Raw genomic sequence first — 21455 nt, forward strand, 5'->3', positions numbered from 1 at the left:
AGATACGAAAAAACGGTTCTACCAACGACTCTCAGGTCGCTAGTGGAACCGGTTTTTAATTTATCCAAAATTCAGAATTACAGGGTGATCGTGACCGCATCGCCAGCCAGGGCTGCCTTCGTGACTTGGCCATTTTCATGAACCAAGACGGTGGCGTTGCCGGACAAGCCGGTCGTGGTGACGTCCAGTTCATTACCATGTCGGGTCACGGTGACGGTCCCAGCGTCTTGACCTTGTTGGTTCACGACGGCGACCGTAGTTGTGCCTTCATGCATATCGTACAGGTGGATGTCGAGATCTTTGGTGAAGTCGTAGTCCGCGTGTACGGCCTGTGGGTTCCGCAAGAGAATCGTGTTTTCCCGGGCCAGGACAGGCAGGTCGAGTTCACCGTAGTCCAGGCTGAGCCATTTGCCATCTTGGATATCGTGGACTTCATCGTCGTTGATGATGCTGGTCCACTTGCCGGCTGGCAGGTAGAGGTTGACATGGCCTTCGTGGTTGAAGACAGGTGCCACCAGAATCTGACTTCCCAGCATGTATTGGTTATCCAGAGTGTGGGCGGTACGGTCGGCCGTAAAGTCGAACCACATTGGCCGCATCAGCGGGTTACCGTAAGCCGTGTTGTGGGCGGCTTGGGTGTAAAGGTAAGGCATCAGGGAAAGCTTCAGGTTAACGAATTTCCGCGTGTTTTCAACGGCTTCGTCATCAAAGTTCCATGGCACCCGGTAAACGTTGCTCCCGTGGTAACGACTGTGGGAAGAAAGCAGGCCAAATTGGGTCCAACGCTTGTACAGGTCGGCCGTTGGCGTATCCGGACCATCTTCGAAACCACCGATATCGTGGCTCCAAAAGGCAAAGCCGGAGCTCAGGAAGGACAGCCCACCATGGAGCGTGTCGGCCATGTTCTTGAAGGTCGACAGTGCGTCGCCACCCCAGTGAACAGGGAACTTCTGGGAACCGACCGTAGCGGAACGGGCAAACACGACCGCTTCATCTACACCCTTAGCAGCAGCCAGTGTGTCAAAGACCGCTTGGTTGTATTGCAGGGTGTAGTAGTTGTGTTCGCGCTTAGGGTCGGAGCCATCGAAGAAGACCGCATCGTCTACCGGAATCCGTTCACCAAAGTCGGTCTTGAAGCAGTCCACACCCATGTCGATCAGGGCTTGGAGCTTACCTTGGTACCATTTCACGGCGTCGGGGTTGGTGAAGTCAACAAAGGCGTTTCCGGCTTGCCAGAGGTCCCACTGCCAGATGTTGCCGTCTTCGCGTTTCACGAAGTAACCCTTTTCCTTGCCTTCCGCAAACATCTTACCTTTTTGGGCGATGTACGGGTTGATCCAGACACAGACTTTGATGCCGCGGTCGTGAATCTTCTTGATCAAACCTTCTGGGTCGGGGAATTCGTCGCGGTCCCATTCCATGTTGGACCATTCAAAACCCTTTTGCCAGAAGCAGTCAAAGTGGAAGACGTCCAACGGAATATCGTGGTCCTTCATGCCGTCGATGAACTTCATGACGGTGGCTTCACTGTAATCAGTGGTGAAGGACGTCGTTAGCCACAGGCCAAATGACCATGCGGGTGGCAACTGGGTCTTGCCCGTCAGTTCCGTGTAGCGGTGAAGAATCTCTTGAGGCGTTGGGCCGTAGATCACGTAGTACTGGAGGGATTGGCCTTCGGTACTAAATTGGACCCGGTCAACGTTTTCCGATGTGATTTCAAAGTCTACGGGTTGCGGTTGATCGACGAAGACACCATAGCCGGCATCCGTCAGGTAGAACGGAATGTTCTTGTAAGATTGTTCGGAAGCAGTCCCACCATCTTGGTTGTCGATGCGGACCTCTTGGCCGTTCTTGATGAAGTTACCGAAGCGTTCGCCCAGGCCGTAAACCTTGTCCTCGACGCCGACGTTCAGCTGTTCGCGCATGTAGTCGGTGTTGGTGGACTTGTCATGGATAACCCCTTGAGCCTTGTCCAAGGACTGGGTCAGCAGGTGGTCACCGTGCAGGAAGTCCAGCTGGAAGGCCGTTTGGAACGGGATCCGTGCGGTCAATTCGCCAGACGTGAAGGTCAGTTCATCATCGTTCGTGGTGATGGTGACGTCTGGATTCTGGTTGTTAATGTGGTAGGAAGGGCCGTGGGTATCCTGATCAAAGTGGGTCAGCTTCACGCCAATCACGCCTTCGACGGGGGAGGTCAGGTCAATCGTACTCATCCCCAGGTTCAGTTCGTCGCCGCGTTCGTGAATGAACTTAAACGGTGCGTACAGGGTCAATTGCTTATCGCTCTGCCGGTAGTCAAAGACTTCCCGGGGAGATTCAATCTGATATTGTGGCCGGTCTAACCAGTAGCCATTCGTAAACTTCATGGATAAACACCTCTTAGAATTTTTAAAAAATTGAATTTCTTAATCGACAAACACAGTTTACGTGGGTCACGGCTGAATGTCAACGCTTTCATCAAGAAAATTTCTGACAAAGTGGCCGGTCTCGTTTACGCGATAGGGACCCATAAATGAAGAGATGTTGGCGAACCTATTTTGACAAACGGTTGCGCAAATCACTTAATGGTTAAGACTGTTAGCACGGGGTTAGTCGGCAACTAGCGGTTAGACCAGTTATGCGAAAAATTTTCTGTTGGGCGCTTTGCTAGTCGATAAATAACGGTAAATGCGCGGGGCTCTAAGCGCCAGTCGCGTGCCCGTTTGAGAAAATAGTTGGGTCAGCCAACCAACCGCAAAAAAACGCGTTGACAATTGGAAACGGTTACAGTATGCTATGTTTTGAAAATTGAATTTCCTTGAACGTCGACGGTTCAGCCATGATTCAGGCTTCAACATTTAGATTCATAAATTATAGAGGTGTGTACGTATGAGTGAAAATGCTCCTAAAGTGGCGGTCGCCGAGAAAAATATGGTGCCGTGGAACGAACGAATTGCCTATAGCTTTAGCGACTTTGCCTGCAACCTGTCCTTCCAAATGGTGGGGACTTACTTAATGATTTTCTACACCGATACGTTTGGTATCAGTGCCGCAGCCGTGGGGACCTTGTTCCTGGTTGCCCGGATCGTGGATGCATTTGATGGTCCGTTCTGGGGAATCATGATCGACCACACGCATACCAAGTGGGGGAAGAGCCGACCGTACTGGTTGTGGTTCGCGATTCCATTTGCCGTGTTCTGTGTCCTGGTCTTTACGACGCCAAACATGAGTCTGACCGGAAAATTGGTCTGGGCTTACGTGACCTATATTGGGGTCGACGTCTTGTATTCGGCCGTGAACATTCCCATCACATCAATTTTGCCATCATTGACCAGTAACCCCCAAGAGCGGGTCACCTTGTCAACGATTCGCCAATTCATGGGAACGGCCGGTGCGACCATCATTACCGGGATCACCTTAACGATGGTTGCCTTCTTCGGTAACGGCTCCACGACCAGTGCCCGCGGGTGGTTCATCTGGGCCCTGATCGTCGGAATCATCGTGGTCATCATCTTTGGGTTTGTCTTCAAATACACGACTGAACGGGTTCAAACCAAGAGCTCACGTCAATCGATTCCAATCAAGCAATCCTTGAAGGCTTTGAAGAAAAACTGGCCTTGGGCAATCATCATCTTCATTAACTTCATCTACTGGATGGGGATGCAAACGCGTTCACAAGTTACGGTGTACTTCTTCAAGTACAACATGCACGACGCCAAGCTGGCTTCCTTCGTGCTGAGTCTCCAAATGGTTGCGCTGGTGGCCGTGGTCTTAACGCCTTGGACTTCCAAGATGATTGGTAAGCGTAACACCATGTTAGGCGGGATGATCCTAGCCGTCGTGGGTCAGCTTCTGTTGAGCCTGGGCGCCACGCACCTCAGTGTGCCGATGATCATCTTCGCTACCGTTGTTGGTTACCTGGGAACCGGGTACGTTTCCGGCTTGATTGCCGTGATGTTAGCCGACGCCGTGGACTACGGTGAATGGAAGAACGGTGTCCGCGCTGAAGGAATTGTTACCTCATTCTCTAGTTTTAGTGCTAAATTAGGAATGGGGATTGGTGGGGTCATCACCGGTTGGATTCTGACCGGGACTGGCTACGTTGCCAATCACACGCAAACGGCTTCCGCGCTTCACGGGATTGAATTGAACTACATTTGGGTACCGCTGTTAGGGTTCGCACTCTCCGGTATTGCCCTGATGTTCTACCACGTCGATGGCATTGAAAAGCAAATGCAAAGCGACCTGGCAGAAAAGCATGCCCGGGAAAATGCGGCGGATGACGAATAATAAATGAAGTGAGTGAACGGCATGATTATCAATAAGGACGTGATGCGTGACCACAATGAGCGCTCAGTACTGCAGGCCATTGTGAACCACGGTCCCATCGCGCGTAACGAAATTTCTAAACTCCTGGGATTGAACAAGGTCACGGTGTCTGACATCGTGGGGACCTTTATTGACCGCAAGTTGGTCTCGAGCCAAGGCGAAAAGGCCTCCAGTCCCGGTAGCGGGCGCCGCGCCGAATTGGTCGCGTTCAACGCCACGTACGGGTACGTGATCAACTTCAGTATTTCCGGGGAGATCTTAGAGATGTTGGTGACCCAGCTAGACGGCCGGGCCTTGAGTTACAGCGAAAGTCCGTTGAATCAGCCCACTGTTAGTGAGATCACCACCAAGATGACAGACATGATTGGCCAACTGCCGGCATTCGAAGTCGAAAACGGGCTACAGGCCATCTCCATTGCCATCTTCGGCGTGGTCTACCAAAATGAAATCGTCACGTCGCCGTTCGTGGACTTCGGTGATTTCGACCTGGTCAGCTACTTTCAGGACCGTTACCACGTGCCGGTCATCATGGAAAATGAGGCCAACTTGGCGGCGGTGTTCGAACAGGATTTCAGTAAACAGGAACTTCAAAGCATCGTGACCGTCAGTATTCATGAGGGCATCGGGGCCGGTATCCTGTTGAACAAACAGCTCTACCGCGGCAATTACGGTCGGGCTGGTGAGATTGGGCAGATCATGATTCCGGGTGCTGGCAAACAGCGCTTGGCCAAGCTCCCTAGTTTTGACCGGGAATGGTCCGAGGCGGCGCTGCTAAAGAAGGCGGCGCGGCTCAAGGGCGTCGATCACTACTCGCTGGTGCAACTGGTTCAAGCCGAAGCTCAGGGGGACCCGGAGATTGCCGGCCTGCTGGAGAATCTGTGTTACCACCTGGCTATCGTGACCAGCGACCTGATTGTGGCCTACGATCCGCAGATGATTTTCTTTAACTCACCCCTAGTCGAACAGCTACCAGAACTTTTGAAAAACATTCAGATGAAACTGAGCTTTATGCCATTGGTGCCACCACTGGTGATGTCTAAGGACGTGAAGTACGCCACCTTGCTGGGTGGGGCTTCGCTGGCCATTCATCAGGTGTTGGATATGCCGGGCACGCGTTTGATTTTTCATCATTAGTCTCACCGAATGCGGGATGCACAGCTCATTGTTGGCTGTGTGTGCCGCATTTTATTTTACTAAAGGTTGCAAGTACAAAAACGCCTGATAGTACGCAGCTGACAAGGACAGTGAACATGAAATTAGTCCACGCCCGCCACCTGCGGCTGTCAGAGATATGGGGGCTGGCCGCCTCCCGTCCGCCAAATATGAGCCGGAACGCGGTGGGCGGCGGGACGAGCCAAAGTGCGGTCTCGTCTCCTCGACTTTGAGCCGAAGAGCGCGTCTCAAAGTCGCCAGTTCCCTAACCGGCGTGAACCGTGCCGCTAAGGAAACTCCCACGGCTGAGCTCATATTTGGCGAACGGCAAGGCGGCCAGCACGGACTACATGATGTTCAAAGACTAATTTTGCCGCTGCAGACTCAGCTATCACCATGAATCTAGCTACTTTCAAGCTTGCAACCTTTAGTTATTTTATTGTTTGCCAGTGTAAGCGTCTGGCTGCAATGACATTACATGATCTGATAAATTAATTTAGGAGGAAACGATTGTGACTAAAAAGACTTTACCAGCCGGATTTTTGTGGGGTGGCGCCGTTGTTGCCCACCAAGTTGAAGGCGCATACAATGTTGGTGGCAAGGGGTTGAGCGTCGCTGACGTGATGACCGCTGCGGGGAACCGGGAGGAGCGGCGGATTACCGCTGGCGTCCAGCCCGATGAATTTTACCCGAACCATGAGGCCGTGGACTTTTACCACCGTTATCCCGAAGACATTAAGCTATTGGCTGAGATGGGGTTCAAGTGTTTTCGGACCTCGATTGCCTGGTCGCGGATTTTTCCGCAGGGCGATGAGCTGGAACCCAATGAAGACGGACTGGCATTTTACGACCGCCTATTTGACGAATGCCTGAAGTACGGTATCGAACCGGTCGTGACGCTTTCCCATTTTGAAATGCCTTACCACCTGGTCACCGAGTACGGCGGCTTTCGTAGCCGGCAAACGATCACGTTCTTCACACGCTTTGCTCGCGCCGTCTTCACGCGGTTCCAGGACAAGGTCAAATACTGGCTGACGTTTAACGAAATTAATAATCAAACGAATTATGACCGCGCCTTCACGCTGTTTACCAACTCCGGAATTCAGGTTCATGCGGGGGAAAACGCCGAGGCAGTGATGTATCAAGCCGCCCACTACGAGGTGGTTGCCAGTTCGCTGGCCGTTCAGATTGGCCATAGCATCAATCCCGATTTTCAGATTGGGGCGATGGTGGCCTTCTCGCCGGTCTACCCGGCCAGTGACCAGCCGCGCGACGTGTTCAAGGCGCAACGGGCCATGCAGGCGCGCTTCTGGTTCTCCGATGTTCAGGTCGAAGGGCAGTATCCGGCTTGGTTGACGCGCTATTTTGTGGAAAAACAATTTGACCTCGACATCACGGCGGCTGACCTGGCCAACCTGAAGCGGGGGACCGTCGACTACCTGGGCTTCAGCTATTACATGTCGTTTGCCACCCAGGCCAGCGACCACGAGGATGACCAATTTTCTTATAATGAAGCGCACGACCTGGTGACCAATCAGTTCGTGCCGCAGTCTGAGTGGGGCTGGCAGGTGGATCCGCAGGGCTTGCGCTATGCCCTGAACTGGATGAACGACCGCTATCATTTGCCACTATTTATCGTGGAAAACGGTATCGGGGCCATCGATCAGTTGGAGACGGACCATGCCATTCACGACCAGTACCGCATCGACTATCTGCGGGACCACATCGCGCAAATGACCTTGGCCGTGAGCGAAGATGGCGTGGACGTTATGGGTTATACGCCGTGGAGTGCCATCGACATCGTGTCAGCCAGCACCGGTCAGTTGTCGAAGCGCTATGGGTTCATTTACGTGGACAGAAACGATGATGGGAGCGGGAGCCTGGCACGTTATCGCAAGGATTCTTTCTACTGGTACCAGCACGTAATCGCCACCAACGGCGCTGATCTTGACATGAAGGTGGGTGACGCCAATGACAGCCCAGCCTGAGCCTTTACTCGTGATCGACATTGGTGGGACGACCGTGAAATACGGCGTCTGGGCGCACCAACACTTGAGTCAGCAGGACCGCCTGGCCACGCCGCGGACCTGGCCGGAATTGTTGGCTGCCATCGTGCAGATTCGCCAAGAACTGGCGCTTCCATTTATTGGCGTGGCCATCAGTTTACCAGGAAGCGTCGACACTGTGGCCGGCAAAATATCGGGCACCAGTGCCGTGGACTACCTCAATGGTTTTCCAATAAAAGAGGCGCTGCGGCAGGCGTTAGACCTACCCGTCAGCATTCAAAATGATGCCAATTGTGCTGCTCTGGCCGAAATTTGGCAGGGCAACGCGCGCGATGTAACGGACGTGGCGCTGCTGGTGTTGGGAACCGGTGTGGGTGGTGCGGTGGTCTGGGACCATCAACTGGTCGCTGGCCGGCAAAATTTTACGGGTGAATTTGGCTATCAAGTGATGACCGCGCAAGGCGAAACGCTGAGTGAATTGGGCAGTCCCGTCCGGATGGCCGAACGCTATAGTCGTTTGGCAAAATTAACGGCGCCAATTTCAGCAAAAGCCGTGTATCTGGCAGCGGAGCAAGGGGATGACCTCGCCCAATTCTGTATCGACGAGATGCTTGACTGGCTGAGCTGCGCGGCGTTCAATCTGTTCGTCAGTCTGAACCCGCAGCGGCTGTTGATTGGCGGCGGCATTTCTGGGCGACCAGGCTTTGTAGCTGAGCTGAAACGGCGGGTACAAGCGCTGATGAGCCAGCACGGGGCACCGCTTACCGCGGACATCATGGCCTGCAAGTACCACAATGCTGCGAACTTGATCGGTGCGGTATACCAGTTTTACTTGGAAAATGGCGATGACGTTGCTGTTAGCGTGGCTAGCGCCTAGCAACGGTGTGTACCTGATATGATCCAGGACGTTTTCCAGGTGAATTAGTGGCAACCACCGCTAAATTTCGGTACAGTGGAGGTAGCTAAAAAACAGAAATGGGGTCGTTACTGATGAAGACTTGGCAAAAGGTAGTTGGCGGTGTGGCAGCGCTATCTGCTATAGGTGCCGTGAGCGTTTTTGGGGCCGCGGCAGGGTTGTATTTATCCGCCACGCGGTCTTACGCGCGGAGTCGCCGGCAGTCCAAGGAACGGGCGATTAGCGAGAATACGGCGGCGGACAACGCCTGGTACTTGCGCCACCACCCAGTTGAATGGACCCAGATCAGTCAAGACGGCCTGTGCTTGCGGGCCAGTTGGTTAGCGGCGGCACAACCCACGGACAAGGTTGCCATTTTGGCGCACGGCCTGGGCCACGCCCGCGAGCAAATGATTCCGTGGGCACGTGTCTTTCATGACTGGGGTTACGCAGTCCTGATGCCCGACGCCCGGGCCCACGGTGAGAGTGATGGGCATACGATTGGCTACGGTTGGACCGACCGTCACGACTACCAGCAATGGGTCAATCAGGTCGTGGCGAAGAATGGCGACCAAAGTCAGATCGTTATGTTAGGTATCTCCATGGGTGCCGCCACGGTCATGGCCACGGCTGGTGAAAAGTTGCCGGCTAACGTCAAGGCCATCATTGCCGATTCGGGCTACGCGTCCGTATTGGGTGAGGCGCGCTTCCGGATGCGCCACGAATTTCACGTACCGACCCAACCAACACTAGCGATTGCGGACCAATATTCGCGGCTAGGCGACTACCGCTTGGCGGACGGCGACATTGCCAATCAGCTGCGGAAGAGCCACATTCCACTGTTACTGATTCAGGGGGCCAATGACGAAACAGTACCGGTCGAGAATTTAGACCTCCTGTACCAAGCCGCCGCAGGTCCTAAGCAAAAATATCGCGACCCAATCGCCGCCCACATCGCCACGCGCGAGGAAAATCCAGAGCGGTATGATCGGTTGGTGGCAGATTTCTTGGCACCGTACGTGAAGGCGTCGAGCGAAGACGCAAGTTAAAGGAAAAGTGACTATTTGGAAAAATAGAATCCCGGTGTGACGGCGTTTGTTTAGTGTATTCCCCACAGGTGTGGGGGTGATCCTCGAACTGCTCGTTAACTTTCCAGGTAATCACAGTATTCCCCACAGGTGTGGGGGTGATCCCGGATTTACAGGCTGTAAAAAATGATGTGCAAAGTATTCCCCACAGGTGTGGGGGTGATCCTGCATATGCGTCGAAAAGATTGGGGAGACGGTAGTATTCCCCACAGGTGTGGGGGTGATCCTGTCCCGACTTCCACAACTAGAATGAACAAAAAGTATTCCCCACAGGTGTGGGGGTGATCCTTGGGTCGAACAAAGTTTTCCGGCTGAAATTAAGTATTCCCCACAGGTGTGGGGGTGGATTATATTTTAGTTGACAATTAGGTTCTAGTACTGTATATTAGTTTCTAATTCGTCGAATTGCTTTTGTTGACGTGCCCAGAGAGGCCGCACGAAGCACGGAACCCAACGACGAATCTTGAGAGTCCATTTTAAATGCAACGCACTTACCCTTTAATTGCTTCCAGCGAGGAGCAAAACGGTCTTGCTAAACCTAAAATTCGACCGATAAATGGCGCTGGGAGTTTCTACCCAGCGTTTTTTTGTGCGCCGAGACAATATATTTCACGGGAGGAAATTATGTCACTACTTCATGTTACTTTGCCAGGATTGTCACTCAAGAATCCCATCATACCGGCCAGTGGAACCGCCGCTTACGGCCAAGAACTCGCACAATACTTCGATTTAAATGCATTGGGGGCATTAGTGATCAAGTCTACGACCTTAGCACCGCGCAAAGGTAACCCACGGCCCAATGTGACCAAGACCGTGGGTGGCTGGATGAACGCTATCGGGTTGACTAACCCCGGCATTGACGTGGTGATGACGCAGCGGTTGCCGTGGCTGGCCGCACACTATCCGGACCTACCCATTATCGGTAGTGTAGCTGGCAGCACCTTTAGTGAATACGTGGCTGTTGCCAGGCAACTGACGCAAGCACCCAATGTCTGTGCACTGGAGGTCAACATCTCGTGTCCCAATGTGTCAAATGGTGGTCTAGCTTTTGGTACAGATCCAGAAGTGGTCCATGACCTAGTGTCCCAGATTTCTGTGGTGGCAACCAAACCGGTCTATGTGAAATTAACGCCGAATGTAACGGATATCACTGTGGTCGCTCAGGCGGCCGTGGCTGGCGGGGCGGCAGGCTTGACGCTGATTAACACACTGGCTGGGTTACAGCTGGATTTAGCCACCCGTCAGCCCACCCTCAGTCATGGCACCGGTGGTTTGTCTGGAGCGGCTATTCATCCCTTGGCCGTGCGTATGATTCGCGCCGTGCGGTCGGTGACCGATGTGCCTATTATGGGGGTCGGTGGCGCCAGTAGTGCAGAAGATGCCTTAGAGTTCTTTCTCGCTGGAGCCAACGCTGTGCAAGTGGGGGCGGCGACCTATGGTAATCCTTGTGCTTGTCGTGATATCGCTTCAGCCTTACCCGCAGCATTGGCTAAGTATCAACTACCGGACTTGATGACGTTGACGCGAGAACGGTACCAAGCAATTCGGGATGAACACCATCCCTAGGCTGGTATATTTCGTGGCTGGAAAAATCGTGAATTTTTTGTAACAAATAAATTGAAATTGTCTCTTTTAAGAGAAAATTTAAGGCCAAGCATGCTAGTCATTTTAGGTGCTTGGTCTTAATTGGATATTTAATTCACATAAATATAGAAGAAGATATAGTCTTTTTTACATTTGTGCAAAGATTCCAGGCACAACCGCGAAAATTCATTGACAAGTTTTCAATTTCTGGTAAACTACTAAACGGTAATCATTACTGTTTACATATCAAAAGCGAAAAAACTAGTAGTGAAATATTTTATTGAAGATGGGGATGACGGACTTGCAAAAACAAAATTGGTGGCGGCAAACGCGCTGGTTGACGGTGGTGGCCGCAGTCGTCGCGCTCTTGACGCTGGCGGGTTGCCAACCCACGACCCAACCCAAGCAGTCCGGCAAGATCAACGTGGTTGCCACGCTGGGTTTCTACGGCGAAGCGGCGCAAGCGATTTTGGGTAATCGCGGCAACGTGCAGACTATCATCAATAGTCCTAGCATCGACGCCGAGAGCTATGAGCCAGATGTGAAGACGGCCAAACTGGTCGCCAAGGCCAATGTGGTGGTCGAAAACGGCCTGGGCTATGACAGTTGGATGGACCGGGTCGTTGCGGCCAATGAAGGGTCCGGCACCAAGACCCTCACGATTGGTAAGCTGATGGGCAAGACCACTGGCGACAATCCGCACTTGTGGTCAGATCCAACCGTGATGACGCAGGTCACGCGGCGGTTGGTTCAACAATTTAGTCGCATCGAACCCCGTCATGCCGCTGAGTTCAAACGTCGCGGGGCCGTCTATGAGCGCCAACTGGCGGTCTTGGCCAAGACGGCTCGGCAGATCAAGCGCCATGCTCATGGCCAACAAGTTGCGGTGAGTGAGCCGGTCTTTGACATGGCCCTCACGGCAATGGGCTATCGTATCAGTGACGGGCATTTTGCCCAATCCATTGAGGAAGACAGCGACCCGACACCGGCCGACATTACCAAACTGCAAAAGCAGATCAAGCACCACGAAATTGCCTTTTTTGTGGAGAACACGCAGAACTCAAGCAAAAATGTTACCGCTATGGTTGAATTGGCCCGTCAGTACCACGTGCCGGTGGTCAAGGTGACCGAGACCATGCCGACTAACCAAACGTACCGGGCCTGGATGCTTGCACAGTATCGTCAGGTCCAGCGGATTCAGGAGGAACGTTCATGAGTGAACCAGCAATTTTAAAACTTGAAAATTTGGGCGTGACCTTTCCCAATCATCCGGTCTTTGCCGACCTTAATTTGACGATTCGTCAAGGCGAGTTCTGGAGCATTGTCGGGAAAAATGGGGTGGGTAAGACCACGCTGATGCGCGCCATCTTGCATCAGCTACGGCCGACCACGGGCAAGGTGACCTACCTGCCCAATGCCAATAGCGTCAAGATCGGCTACGTGCCGCAATTTCGGAACATCGACAGCGATTATCCACTGACCATCAAAGACTTTGTTGGGTTGAACCTGACCGGCTGGAAATGGCCGTGGCTGTCACGCAAAGAGCACGCGGAAATCGACCACATTTTAGCGGAAACTGGCCTGACCAAGCTGGCAAAACGGCCGATTGGTCAGGCTTCCGGTGGAGAACGACAGAAGGCCTATTTGGCCCAGGCGCTAGTCGAATCACCGAATTTATTAATTTTAGACGAATCGACGGCCAGTCTGGATCCGGTCACCAAGACGGAATTGCTGGACCTGGTGATTGAATTGAATCAGCGGCTCCATCTGACGGTACTTTTCGTGACCCATGACATTCCGATGGCCCGCAAGTACAGTTCACAATATCTGATGTTAACGCCGGACGGGGTCGAACAGGGCCCTATCAGCGGGTTGACCCAAGCCAAGGTCTGGGAGGGCGAGAAGAATGTTTAGTTATGAATTTATGCGCAACGCCTTCGCGGCCGGGACCATTATCGCCATTATCTGTGGCATCATGGGCGTCTTCGTGATTGCCCGTAACATGTCCTTTTTAACGCACACCTTATCTGAAATTGGTTTCTCCGGGGCGGCCTTTGGCGTCTTTGCCGGCTGGGCGCCGCTTAACGGGATGCTGCTGTTTACGGTCATCAGCTCGGTCATCGTAGGTCAGCTGAGTGCCCGTAGTGAACGTCGTGAAGCGGCTACCAGTGCCATTTCCGCGCTGTTCATTGGTTTGGGCATCTTGTTCCTATCGCTGGCCAATAAAAATGCCAGCTATGCTACCAGTATCTTGTTCGGGAGCGTTATCGGCATTAGTGCCAGCGACGTTCGGCAAATGTTGTGGCTGTCTATTCTGGTGTTGTTGGTCGTCTTCGTGATCTACCGGTTCCTGAAATTCGATTCGTTCGACCACACGGGTGCCCGGGTCAAGGGGCTGTGGACCAATACACTGTCCATCACATTTCTGGTTCTAGTGGCCCTAAGCGTGAGTGTTGCGGCGCAGATTGTCGGGTCCCTGTTGATCTTCATCCTGTTGACCTTACCAGCGGCGACGGCCAAGTACTTCGCCCACACGGTTGGCGGCATGATGACTCTGGCAGTCGGCCTCGCACTGGTCGGCGTCTGGGCGGGCTTAACGTTAAGCTACGTCACCAACTACCCGGTTTCCTTCTTCATCGCGGCCATCGAGGCGGTCTTCTACTTCCTGGCATTGGGCTGGCAGAAGCTACAGACGGCGGAGTAGCGCTGACGGTTAGTAGTTGGCTGAAGCAAGTGCCTGAGTCAGTCAAAAATGCTAGTACAAAAAATGCGTTAAAGTTAACAGGTCAGCTTCTCGTGAATTCGGGAGGCGGCCTGTTTTTCTGAGCAACTATGCAGTACAAAAACACCTGATAATACTCAGCTGACAAGGATTGTGAACGTTAAATCACCAGAGATTTCGGTAGCTATGGGGAACGCCTGCGGCTTGAAGAGCGATTCGTTGTCACAGCAGCAACCATCTCTGACTACCTACTAGTGATCAACTATAAAGTTAATAAAGACGTCGCTGAAACGGTGGTGGTGTTCATCCACATTAATGGTTAATCTACCACGTAGCCGTGAGTGAGCTAAATTTGGACTCAGCCGTGGGAGTTTTCAAGTGATCTGCTTGGAAACTGGCGTCTTCGAGACGTGGTTTTCGGCTCGAAGCGAGGTTGAAGACCGCTCTTTGGCTTCGACCGGTCCTTCCCACAGCGTCACGGTCCAAATTTGGCGAACGGTAAGGCGGCCAGGACCAACTTACGTAAAATTAGAGGTGTGGTCCCGGCAAAGTTAGGAAAAGTGTTGTATCCTAGGTCTGGTGCCAGCGCCTGGGGTAGACCAATTGCCAACAAATTCGTCAAAATCCCGGGAATTTGGCCTGTAATTTCTTAAGTTTGCACAAGTTTTGGGAATTCTCACGAAAATGTAACGAAAAACCCGAACATTTATGCTAAAATTGGGCTTACAATTAACTCTAAAGAAATCGTTGAGGTGAAGAAGTTGAAAGTCAGAAGAAGTGACCGATTGGTTGATATGACCCGGTATTTGTTGGAACGGCCGCATCAATTGGTTTCATTAACCTTTTTTGCGGCGCGTTATGAATCAGCAAAGTCTTCGATCAGTGAAGACTTGACGATTCTGAAACGTACCTTCCAGACGCGGGGAACGGGTCTGTTAGAGACGGTCCCTGGCGCTGCTGGTGGCGCGCGGTTCATTCCGTACGTGTTACGTGAAGAGGCGGAACAATTTGTGGACGACATGATCACCGAACTGTCCGAAGCCGACCGGTATTTGCCCGGTGGTTACGTGTACATGTCCGACATCTTGGGCCGGCCCTCGGCTTTACGGCAGATTGGGCGTATCTTAGCCACGCAGTACTTAAATCAAAACGTGGACGTTGTAGTGACCGTGGCCACCAAGGGGATTCCGTTGGCGCAAAGTGTGGCCAGCTATCTCGGGGTGCCATTTGTCATCGTGCGGCATGATTCACAGATCACTGAAGGTTCGACCGTCAGTGTGAACTACGTCTCCGGCTCGACCAAGCGCATCGAACGCATGGCGCTGTCCAAGCGTAGCGTCAAGCCTAATTCACGGGTCTTGATCGTCGATGATTACATGAAGGGCGGTGGGACCGTGGGTGGCCTGCGTTCCTTAGTCGATGAATTCGATTCCCAATTAGCTGGCGTGGCCGTGTTTGCTGAAGGCGATTTTGCCGGGCAACGGACCGTCAGCAAGTACACGTCGCTGTTGAAGATTCAGACAGCCGACGAACAGATTCGCGTATCACCCGGGAACTACCTGACCCAAATTTTTGGCGACGACGATTCCCAATCAAAATAGCTAGGAGACATTGCGTATGACGACTAGAAATACCATTATCCTCGCTGCCGGCAAGGGCACCCGGATGAAATCAAAACTTTACAAAGTGTTACATCAGGTTTGTGGCAAGGCCATGGTCGACCACGTGTTGAGCCAGGTCGAACAGACCAATATGGATAAAATCGTGACGGTCGTGGGCTACGGTGCCGACGACGTTAAGGCCACGTTGGGTGACCGGACGCAGTACGCCTTACAGGCCAAGCAGATGGGAACCGGCCATGCCGTGCTCCAAACGGAACCCATTTTAAAAGATGAAGAGGGGACCACGCTGATTGTTAGTGGTGACACGCCACTGTTCCGCGCAGAAACGTTTGACGATCTCTTTGCCTATCATGAAGCGAAGCACGCAGCGGCCACCATTTTGACCTCAATTGCGCCGGACCCGACTGGTTATGGCCGAATCGTCCGTAACAACATCGGCATCGTAGAAAAGATCGTGGAACAAAAGGATGCCAGCTCCGAGGAACAAGAGATTCATGAAATTAACACCGGGGTGTACGTTTTCGACAACCAAAAGTTGTTCAAGGCGTTGCACGAAACGTCTAACGACAATGCGCAGGGGGAATACTACCTGACCGACGTCATTGAAATCTTGAAGCACCAAGGCGACATCGTGGCGGCTTATCAAATGGCTGACTTCGATGAATCCATGGGGGTCAACGACCGCGTGGCCTTGTCCGCGGCGACCAAAATCATGCGTCAGCGCATCAATGAACAACACATGCGCGACGGGGTCACGTTGATCGACCCTGCCACGACCTACATTGATGCCGGCGTCAAGATTGGGGCCGACACCATCATCGAACCCGGCGTGCTCCTGAAGGGCGACACGGTCATTGGTGAGGACTGTTACATCGGGTCGCACTCCGAGTTGCGTAATGCCAAATTAGCCGACCACGTGACGGTCACGTCCTCCTTGCTGGAAGACTCCGACATGGCCAGTGGCTCAAACATTGGTCCTAACAGTCATTTGCGGCCAGAATCACACATCGGGCCAAAGGTTCACCTCGGCAATTTTGTTGAAGTGAAGAAGGCCACGATTGGTGAAGATACCAAGGTTGGTCATTTGACCTACGTGGGTAACGCCAAGCTGGGCAAGAACATCAACGTTGGCTGTGGGGTCGTCTTCGTCAATTACGACGGCAAGCACAAGCACGAAACGACCGTGGGCGACGACGCCTTCATCGGTTCGAACTCGAACTTAGTGGCCCCACTTGAAGTGGCCGACCACAGCTTTATCGCAGCGGGCTCGACGATTACCGACGGTGTGGCCAAGTACGACATGGCCATTGCCCGGTCACGGCAGACGAATAAACCCAATTATTACCAAAAATTACCTTATCGTGGTGAAGATTAAGGTGAAGGCCTTGTGTTTCCTAACGCGATAGCATAAAATTGTTGTAGGAAATTCAGACAGACTATACGCAATTGGAGGAAATTATGGCTACGCAATATTTTGACCCTAAATTAAAGATTTTTGCGTTGAACTCCAACAAACCGTTGGCGGAAAAAATCGCTAACGAAGTTGGTGTCGAATTAGGGAAAACTTCGGTGGACCGGTTCAGTGACGGCGAAATTCGGATTAACATCGAACAAAGTGTGCGGGGCAGCCACGTGTACGTGATTCAATCAACGTCGGCACCCGTAAACGACAATTTGATGGAACTGCTGATCATGATTGATGCGTTACGACGGGCAAGTGCGGCCACCATCAACGTGGTCATTCCGTACTACGGCTATGCGCGTCAAGACCGTAAAGCGCGTTCCCGCGAACCAATTACGGCAAAGTTAGTCGCAAACATGCTACAAACGGCCGGTGTAACTCGGGTCTTGGCATTAGACCTGCATGCGGCCCAGATCCAAGGCTTCTTCGACGTGCCAGTTGACCATTTGATGGGCGCACCGCTGTTAGCGGACTACTTCATCAACAGTGGCTTAGCTGAAGACGCCGTGGTGGTCTCACCCGATCACGGTGGCGTGACCCGGGCCCGGGCTTTGGCCGAATTCTTGAAGGCACCGATTGCCATCATCGACAAGCGGCGGCCTAAGGCTAATGTGGCTGAAATCATGAATATCATCGGGGATGTCAAAGGCAAACGTTGCATCATGATCGATGATATGATCGATACGGCCGGTACGATCACATTGGGGTCACAAGCCCTGATGGATGCCGGTGCCAAGGAAGTTTACGCTAGCTGTACGCATCCTGTCTTGTCAGGTCCTGCGATTGAACGGATCAAGAACTCACCGATTAAGAAATTAGTCGTGACGGACTCCATTCAATTAACGGCCGACAAGCAAATCGACAAGATCGAACAAATCTCAGTTGGTCCGCTGATTGGTCAAGCCATCAAGCGTATCAACGAAAACCGGCCAGTCAGCCCATTGTTCAAGAACCGTTTCCGGAGTCACGAACAATAAAAATTTGGACTTGAAAAAGAGAGTGGAACCAGCTACCTTTTGGCCCAGGTTTCGGCAATATAAGTTCAGAGATACCAAAGAGTTTGGGCGTTTTGGCCCAAACTCTTTTTTGGAAACGAGATAAGATTAAAACAAGGGATTGAAGCGAATGAAAAACTGGAAACGGGCAGCAACAGGTACCGTAGCGGCGGGCCTGCTGGTTGCATTAGTGATGAAAATATTGGGTCAGTCATTTATGACGATTGGCAACTTACTATTCATGGTCGGCCTGGCGCTAATCGTGTTCGGGGCTATCTGTGTCCTGTTAAAGGGCCACCTATTCACGGGCTGGCGGCATCTGTGGCACCGCAAGGACAAGGTCGAGCCACTACCCGGTGAAAAGGTTCCGGTCAAGCATGTGGCCAGCGTGAAAAACTCACCAATCGTGGTGAACACGTTTGCGCGCTTCGGATTGGTCAGTGGAGCCTGCTACATCATTTTGGGTATCGTGTTTACAATTTAGTAGATCAGTATGAGGCGGGGTGCGACAGTGCCCGGCCTTTTTGAATGACGTCATTAGCAAATGGTTAGCGCCCAAAATTTTACGAAGCCGGGTCTGCGCCATGCAAATAGTATTCAGATCGGCGCTCAGGGCCTATAGTGGGTGGTGAATAGACGGGGTGCCTGGTCACATCCCGCTTAGAAGGGAGCTAGGTATTGATGACAGTTAAGAATATTAGTGCCTTAGTGGGTGTTGTGTTGATCGGCGGTGTGGTCATTGCTGTGAGTGGGGGCCACCCAGAAGATCGTGTCAGTGCGGCGGCCGCACCACGAATGACGAGAGTCACAGCGCGAGAAGCCCAACCGGCGCCATTAGAAAATCAGCGTTATTCTGTGGAACCAATTGGCCAACACAGTCGAACCACGACCAATGCTGAACGCGAACCTATCGTTCCCAGCCGGGATGCGGGTACCACGGCACCGACAGGGGAAATCTGTTGACGGTGTGAGGAAGAACGGAATTGGGCTTTCTAACCCAATGCTTCCAAACATTCCAGCAGTTCGTTCAAGCACATAGCTTGATGGCGGTTGAGTAATAATGATTTAAACTACGGACACTTTTCTAGCGAAGGTGTCCATTTGTTTTGTCGTTAAGTTTCTGAATAGATTAATGGGGCAGTACGATTGTGCATTTTCCGCTAGAAAATGGCGGTGGATTTCTGTATAGTTAAACGTACCCCTAAGAAGCTGTCAACTGTTGATATGACAGCGTTTATAAGCACCTTAATAATCGGATGTTCTGATTAGAATTTACGCGATTTTTAGCGGCGTATTCTCTGGGTTAGATTGTTGGTAGGGAAGCGTGATCATGCTATTTTGTTGAGGGAGGACAGGCATATGCAAAAAATCAAAACGGGGATCGATGCGCCAGCCGTGCCAATTAGTTACGGACTGGTCGGCCTGATATTTTTAGTTGAGGCAGCGCTGACACCGGCAAATTATGGGCGGATTGGGCTAATTGTGGTAGGTATCAGCTTTGTCATCGGTTGCGGACTCTTTTTGCGAACGTCGTTGATTGGCAAAGCCTTGATTTGGACAAAACTATTGGATGAGGCCGGCGTATTGCCCACGGACCAGGCACTAGATCTGGGATGTGGTCATGGCGCGATTCTGTACCGGGTGGCCGAACGGCTAACATTACCTGGGACCGTAACCGGCGTCGATCTTTGGCATTCGCGGGACCAATCGAAAAATTCTCTGGCCGCGACCCAGACTAATCTGAATAGGTGGGGCATCTCGGATCGAACTAACCTGATTACGGCGGATATGGCGACGCTCCCGTTACCGCCAGCTAAGTATGACCTGGTCACCGCGAGCTTTGCCCTACATAACGTTAAGCCGACTAAGCGGCGAGAACAGGCCCTCCGTGAGGCCGTGCGGGTCTTGAAACCCGGTGGCAAATTGCTCATTGTGGATACGGGTCATAACCGAAAAGAATATCAACAAGTATTGACTGCGATGGACTGTTGCATCGTTCAGGCGCGAGGATTAGGAATCGACGGCTGGTGGAGTGGGCCATGGATGCCTAGCTACATGATTTGGGCAGTCAAAAAATGAGGGGACATAAATAATCGGGAATCCCAGTTAGGCAATCCCCGATCTTTAGGTGAGTATCATTGGCCTATCTCCGCGTGGTCACGACCGCCGTCTAAACGACTTGGTCGTCCAATTCACCGATCTGCTCGATCATGGTGGCTAGTTCATTGTGCGACAGTGTTGATTTTGACAGCGCCTGAGTCATTTTGGCTGTGAGCTTGGTCAACTTGGCGTAGAAGCCCTGATCATCAGCAAACTGTGCGTGCTTCCCCGTGATGAACCGCAATGTGTCCGCACAGTGAATGGCACTGACCTTGGCATCACGCAATTTTAAAACTTTATAAATCTCTTCCAGTGACAAGCCGGCGCGTTTTAAACTGTGGATGATTCGGTATGTCGTGAGGTCCGTTACCGTATATTGCCGATAATTGCCGGTCGTCGTGCGTTTCGGCACGATCATCCCCATTTTCTCGTAAAAGCGCAGCGTATCCGGACTACAATTGACCCGTGTCGCAAACTCCTTAATATTCATAAAACAACCATCTCCTCTGGTCATGACTAGGTTAACACTGGAGCCAACCATAGGGTTAAAATTAACGACTACAGGTCGGAAATTAACCGAGGTTCGATGAGTTAATTAAAAAATCGACTTATCCGCTTTTGGGGTAAGTCGATAATGGGTTGATTCATTAACATGGGCGCTACCTATTCACTGGTAATCAGTGTGAATGACGGTGCCTTAAAGGACTAACGCAGCGCATACTTGCGAATGGCCGCAGCCACGCCGTTTTCAGCGTTGGTCAGTGTGACGGCTTGGGCGGCGTCCTTAATTTCAGCAATCGCATTGCCCATGGCTACGCCCATACCGGCGTACGTGATCATGGACAGGTCGTTTCCCTGGTCGCCCAAGGCCATGACGTTATCTGCGGTGAGGCCAAGTTGGGTGGCCAATTCACCTAGGGTGCCCCCCTTGCTGGCATGGCTGTTCATGACTTCGATGAAGTAAGGCGCGCTTTGAACCACGCTGAAGCGGTCCTTGAAGCTTTGCGGCATGTTGGCCTTCACGTGATCGATCACCTTAGGGTCATCCACGAACATGGCCTTGGAAATCGTGAGGTCACGTGGCGTTTCACTGACTTCGCGGTACCGAATCAGCATGCGGACCAGGTAGCTTTCCGCAATCGTGTAGGCGCTGATGTTCTTGTTGGCCGTGTAGATGTGTTCGGGCGTTTCAATTTGAAAGTGGGACTGGAGCTTGCGGGAGAGGCTCTCCAGGTCGATATAGTCGTCGTAGGTCAATGAATGGTTGGTCAGGACCTTACCCGAAATGGTCTGGGCGACGGAGCCATTAAAGGTGATGGCATACTGGTCGTCGCCACTGATACCCATGGCGTCCAGGTAGGGTTGGACCCCCGTCAACGGCCGACCGGTACACAACACGACCTTGATACCTTGGGCCTTCGCGGCTTGGACCGCGTCGATGGTCTCCTGAGCCAGTTCGTTTTTTTCGTTGAGCAGGGTGCCGTCGATGTCGATGGCGATTAATTTGATAGTGCTAGTCAT

Annotated in this window: 18 protein-coding genes and 1 CRISPR repeat array; of the genes, 15 read left to right on the forward strand and 3 right to left on the reverse strand. The window is 52.3% G+C overall.

Translation table 11 applies throughout. The annotated features are described in order from the left end of the window. Positions 1–77: 77 nt before the first annotated feature. Positions 78–2366 carry an alpha-xylosidase gene (gene yicI, locus NGM66_RS08630; protein ID WP_208910792.1) on the reverse strand — a complete coding sequence of 763 codons (2289 nt, stop codon included), beginning with the start codon at positions 2364–2366 and terminating at the stop codon, positions 78–80. 502 nt (positions 2367–2868) lie between these two features. Between yicI and NGM66_RS08635 the strand changes: the two genes are divergently transcribed. From NGM66_RS08635 to NGM66_RS08705, 15 genes are all read left to right on the forward strand, one after another. Next, a complete protein-coding gene (locus NGM66_RS08635; protein WP_208910791.1) occupies positions 2869–4269 on the forward strand; it encodes an MFS transporter in 1401 nt (466 codons plus the stop codon). A 21-nt stretch (positions 4270–4290) separates the two neighbouring features. Continuing rightward, positions 4291–5442: an ROK family transcriptional regulator gene (locus NGM66_RS08640; RefSeq protein ID WP_208910790.1), complete on the forward strand. Its 1152-nt coding sequence runs from the start codon at positions 4291–4293 to the stop codon at positions 5440–5442. 530 nt (positions 5443–5972) lie between these two features. After that, on the forward strand, positions 5973–7448 hold the full coding sequence (locus tag NGM66_RS08645) for a 6-phospho-beta-glucosidase (RefSeq protein WP_258115555.1): 1476 nt from the start codon (positions 5973–5975) through the stop codon (positions 7446–7448). Beyond that, positions 7432–8343, forward strand: a complete 912-nt coding sequence (locus NGM66_RS08650) for an ROK family protein (RefSeq protein ID WP_208910786.1) — start codon at positions 7432–7434, stop codon at positions 8341–8343. Before NGM66_RS08645 ends, NGM66_RS08650 begins: the two co-directional genes overlap by 17 nt. A 113-nt stretch (positions 8344–8456) precedes the next feature. After that, positions 8457–9410 (forward strand): alpha/beta hydrolase, encoded by a 954-nt coding sequence (locus NGM66_RS08655; protein ID WP_208910784.1) that lies wholly within the window; start codon positions 8457–8459, stop codon positions 9408–9410. A 55-nt stretch (positions 9411–9465) separates the two neighbouring features. Continuing rightward, positions 9466–9798: direct repeats of the CRISPR family, unit length 28 nt; unit sequence GTATTCCCCACAGGTGTGGGGGTGATCC. Between the two features lie 275 nt (positions 9799–10073). Beyond that, a complete protein-coding gene (locus NGM66_RS08660; RefSeq protein WP_208910783.1) occupies positions 10074–11015 on the forward strand; it encodes a dihydroorotate dehydrogenase in 942 nt (313 codons plus the stop codon). 310 nt (positions 11016–11325) lie between these two features. After that, positions 11326–12249, forward strand: a complete 924-nt coding sequence (locus NGM66_RS08665; protein WP_208910782.1) for a metal ABC transporter solute-binding protein, Zn/Mn family — start codon at positions 11326–11328, stop codon at positions 12247–12249. Further along, a complete protein-coding gene (locus tag NGM66_RS08670) occupies positions 12246–12947 on the forward strand; it encodes a metal ABC transporter ATP-binding protein (protein WP_135368859.1) in 702 nt (233 codons plus the stop codon). Before NGM66_RS08665 ends, NGM66_RS08670 begins: the two co-directional genes overlap by 4 nt. Beyond that, the gene (locus NGM66_RS08675; protein WP_208910781.1) at positions 12940–13737 is read left to right on the forward strand and encodes a metal ABC transporter permease; all 798 of its coding nucleotides are present in this window, start codon (positions 12940–12942) and stop codon (positions 13735–13737) included. Before NGM66_RS08670 ends, NGM66_RS08675 begins: the two co-directional genes overlap by 8 nt. A gap of 779 nt (positions 13738–14516) precedes the next feature. Continuing rightward, positions 14517–15356: a pur operon repressor gene (purR, locus tag NGM66_RS08680; protein ID WP_208910780.1), complete on the forward strand. Its 840-nt coding sequence runs from the start codon at positions 14517–14519 to the stop codon at positions 15354–15356. 16 nt (positions 15357–15372) lie between these two features. Further along, positions 15373–16752, forward strand: coding sequence for a bifunctional UDP-N-acetylglucosamine diphosphorylase/glucosamine-1-phosphate N-acetyltransferase GlmU (glmU, locus tag NGM66_RS08685; protein ID WP_208910779.1), 1380 nt, complete (start codon positions 15373–15375; stop codon positions 16750–16752). An 83-nt stretch (positions 16753–16835) separates the two neighbouring features. Continuing rightward, positions 16836–17816, forward strand: coding sequence for a ribose-phosphate diphosphokinase (locus NGM66_RS08690; RefSeq protein ID WP_125576272.1), 981 nt, complete (start codon positions 16836–16838; stop codon positions 17814–17816). 148 nt (positions 17817–17964) lie between these two features. Then, complete coding sequence (locus tag NGM66_RS08695) at positions 17965–18318, forward strand: DUF3899 domain-containing protein (protein WP_208910778.1); 354 nt, start codon at positions 17965–17967, stop codon at positions 18316–18318. A gap of 197 nt (positions 18319–18515) precedes the next feature. Beyond that, entirely contained in the window at positions 18516–18797 is a 282-nt protein-coding gene (locus NGM66_RS08700; RefSeq protein WP_208910776.1) for a hypothetical protein, read from the forward strand. Positions 18798–19193: 396 nt separating this feature from the next. After that, positions 19194–19913 carry a class I SAM-dependent methyltransferase gene (locus NGM66_RS08705; protein WP_208910774.1) on the forward strand — a complete coding sequence of 240 codons (720 nt, stop codon included), beginning with the start codon at positions 19194–19196 and terminating at the stop codon, positions 19911–19913. A gap of 91 nt (positions 19914–20004) precedes the next feature. Here the strand turns inward: NGM66_RS08705 and NGM66_RS08710 are convergent, their stop codons facing one another. Both NGM66_RS08710 and yidA read right to left on the reverse strand, forming a co-directional pair. Then, positions 20005–20424 (reverse strand): MerR family transcriptional regulator, encoded by a 420-nt coding sequence (locus NGM66_RS08710; protein ID WP_208910772.1) that lies wholly within the window; start codon positions 20422–20424, stop codon positions 20005–20007. A gap of 215 nt (positions 20425–20639) precedes the next feature. After that, positions 20640–21455, reverse strand: coding sequence for a sugar-phosphatase (yidA, locus tag NGM66_RS08715; RefSeq protein ID WP_258115556.1), 816 nt, complete (start codon positions 21453–21455; stop codon positions 20640–20642).

The sequence above is a fragment of the Levilactobacillus yiduensis genome, assembly GCF_024718525.1.
Classification (GTDB): domain Bacteria; phylum Bacillota; class Bacilli; order Lactobacillales; family Lactobacillaceae; genus Levilactobacillus; species Levilactobacillus yiduensis.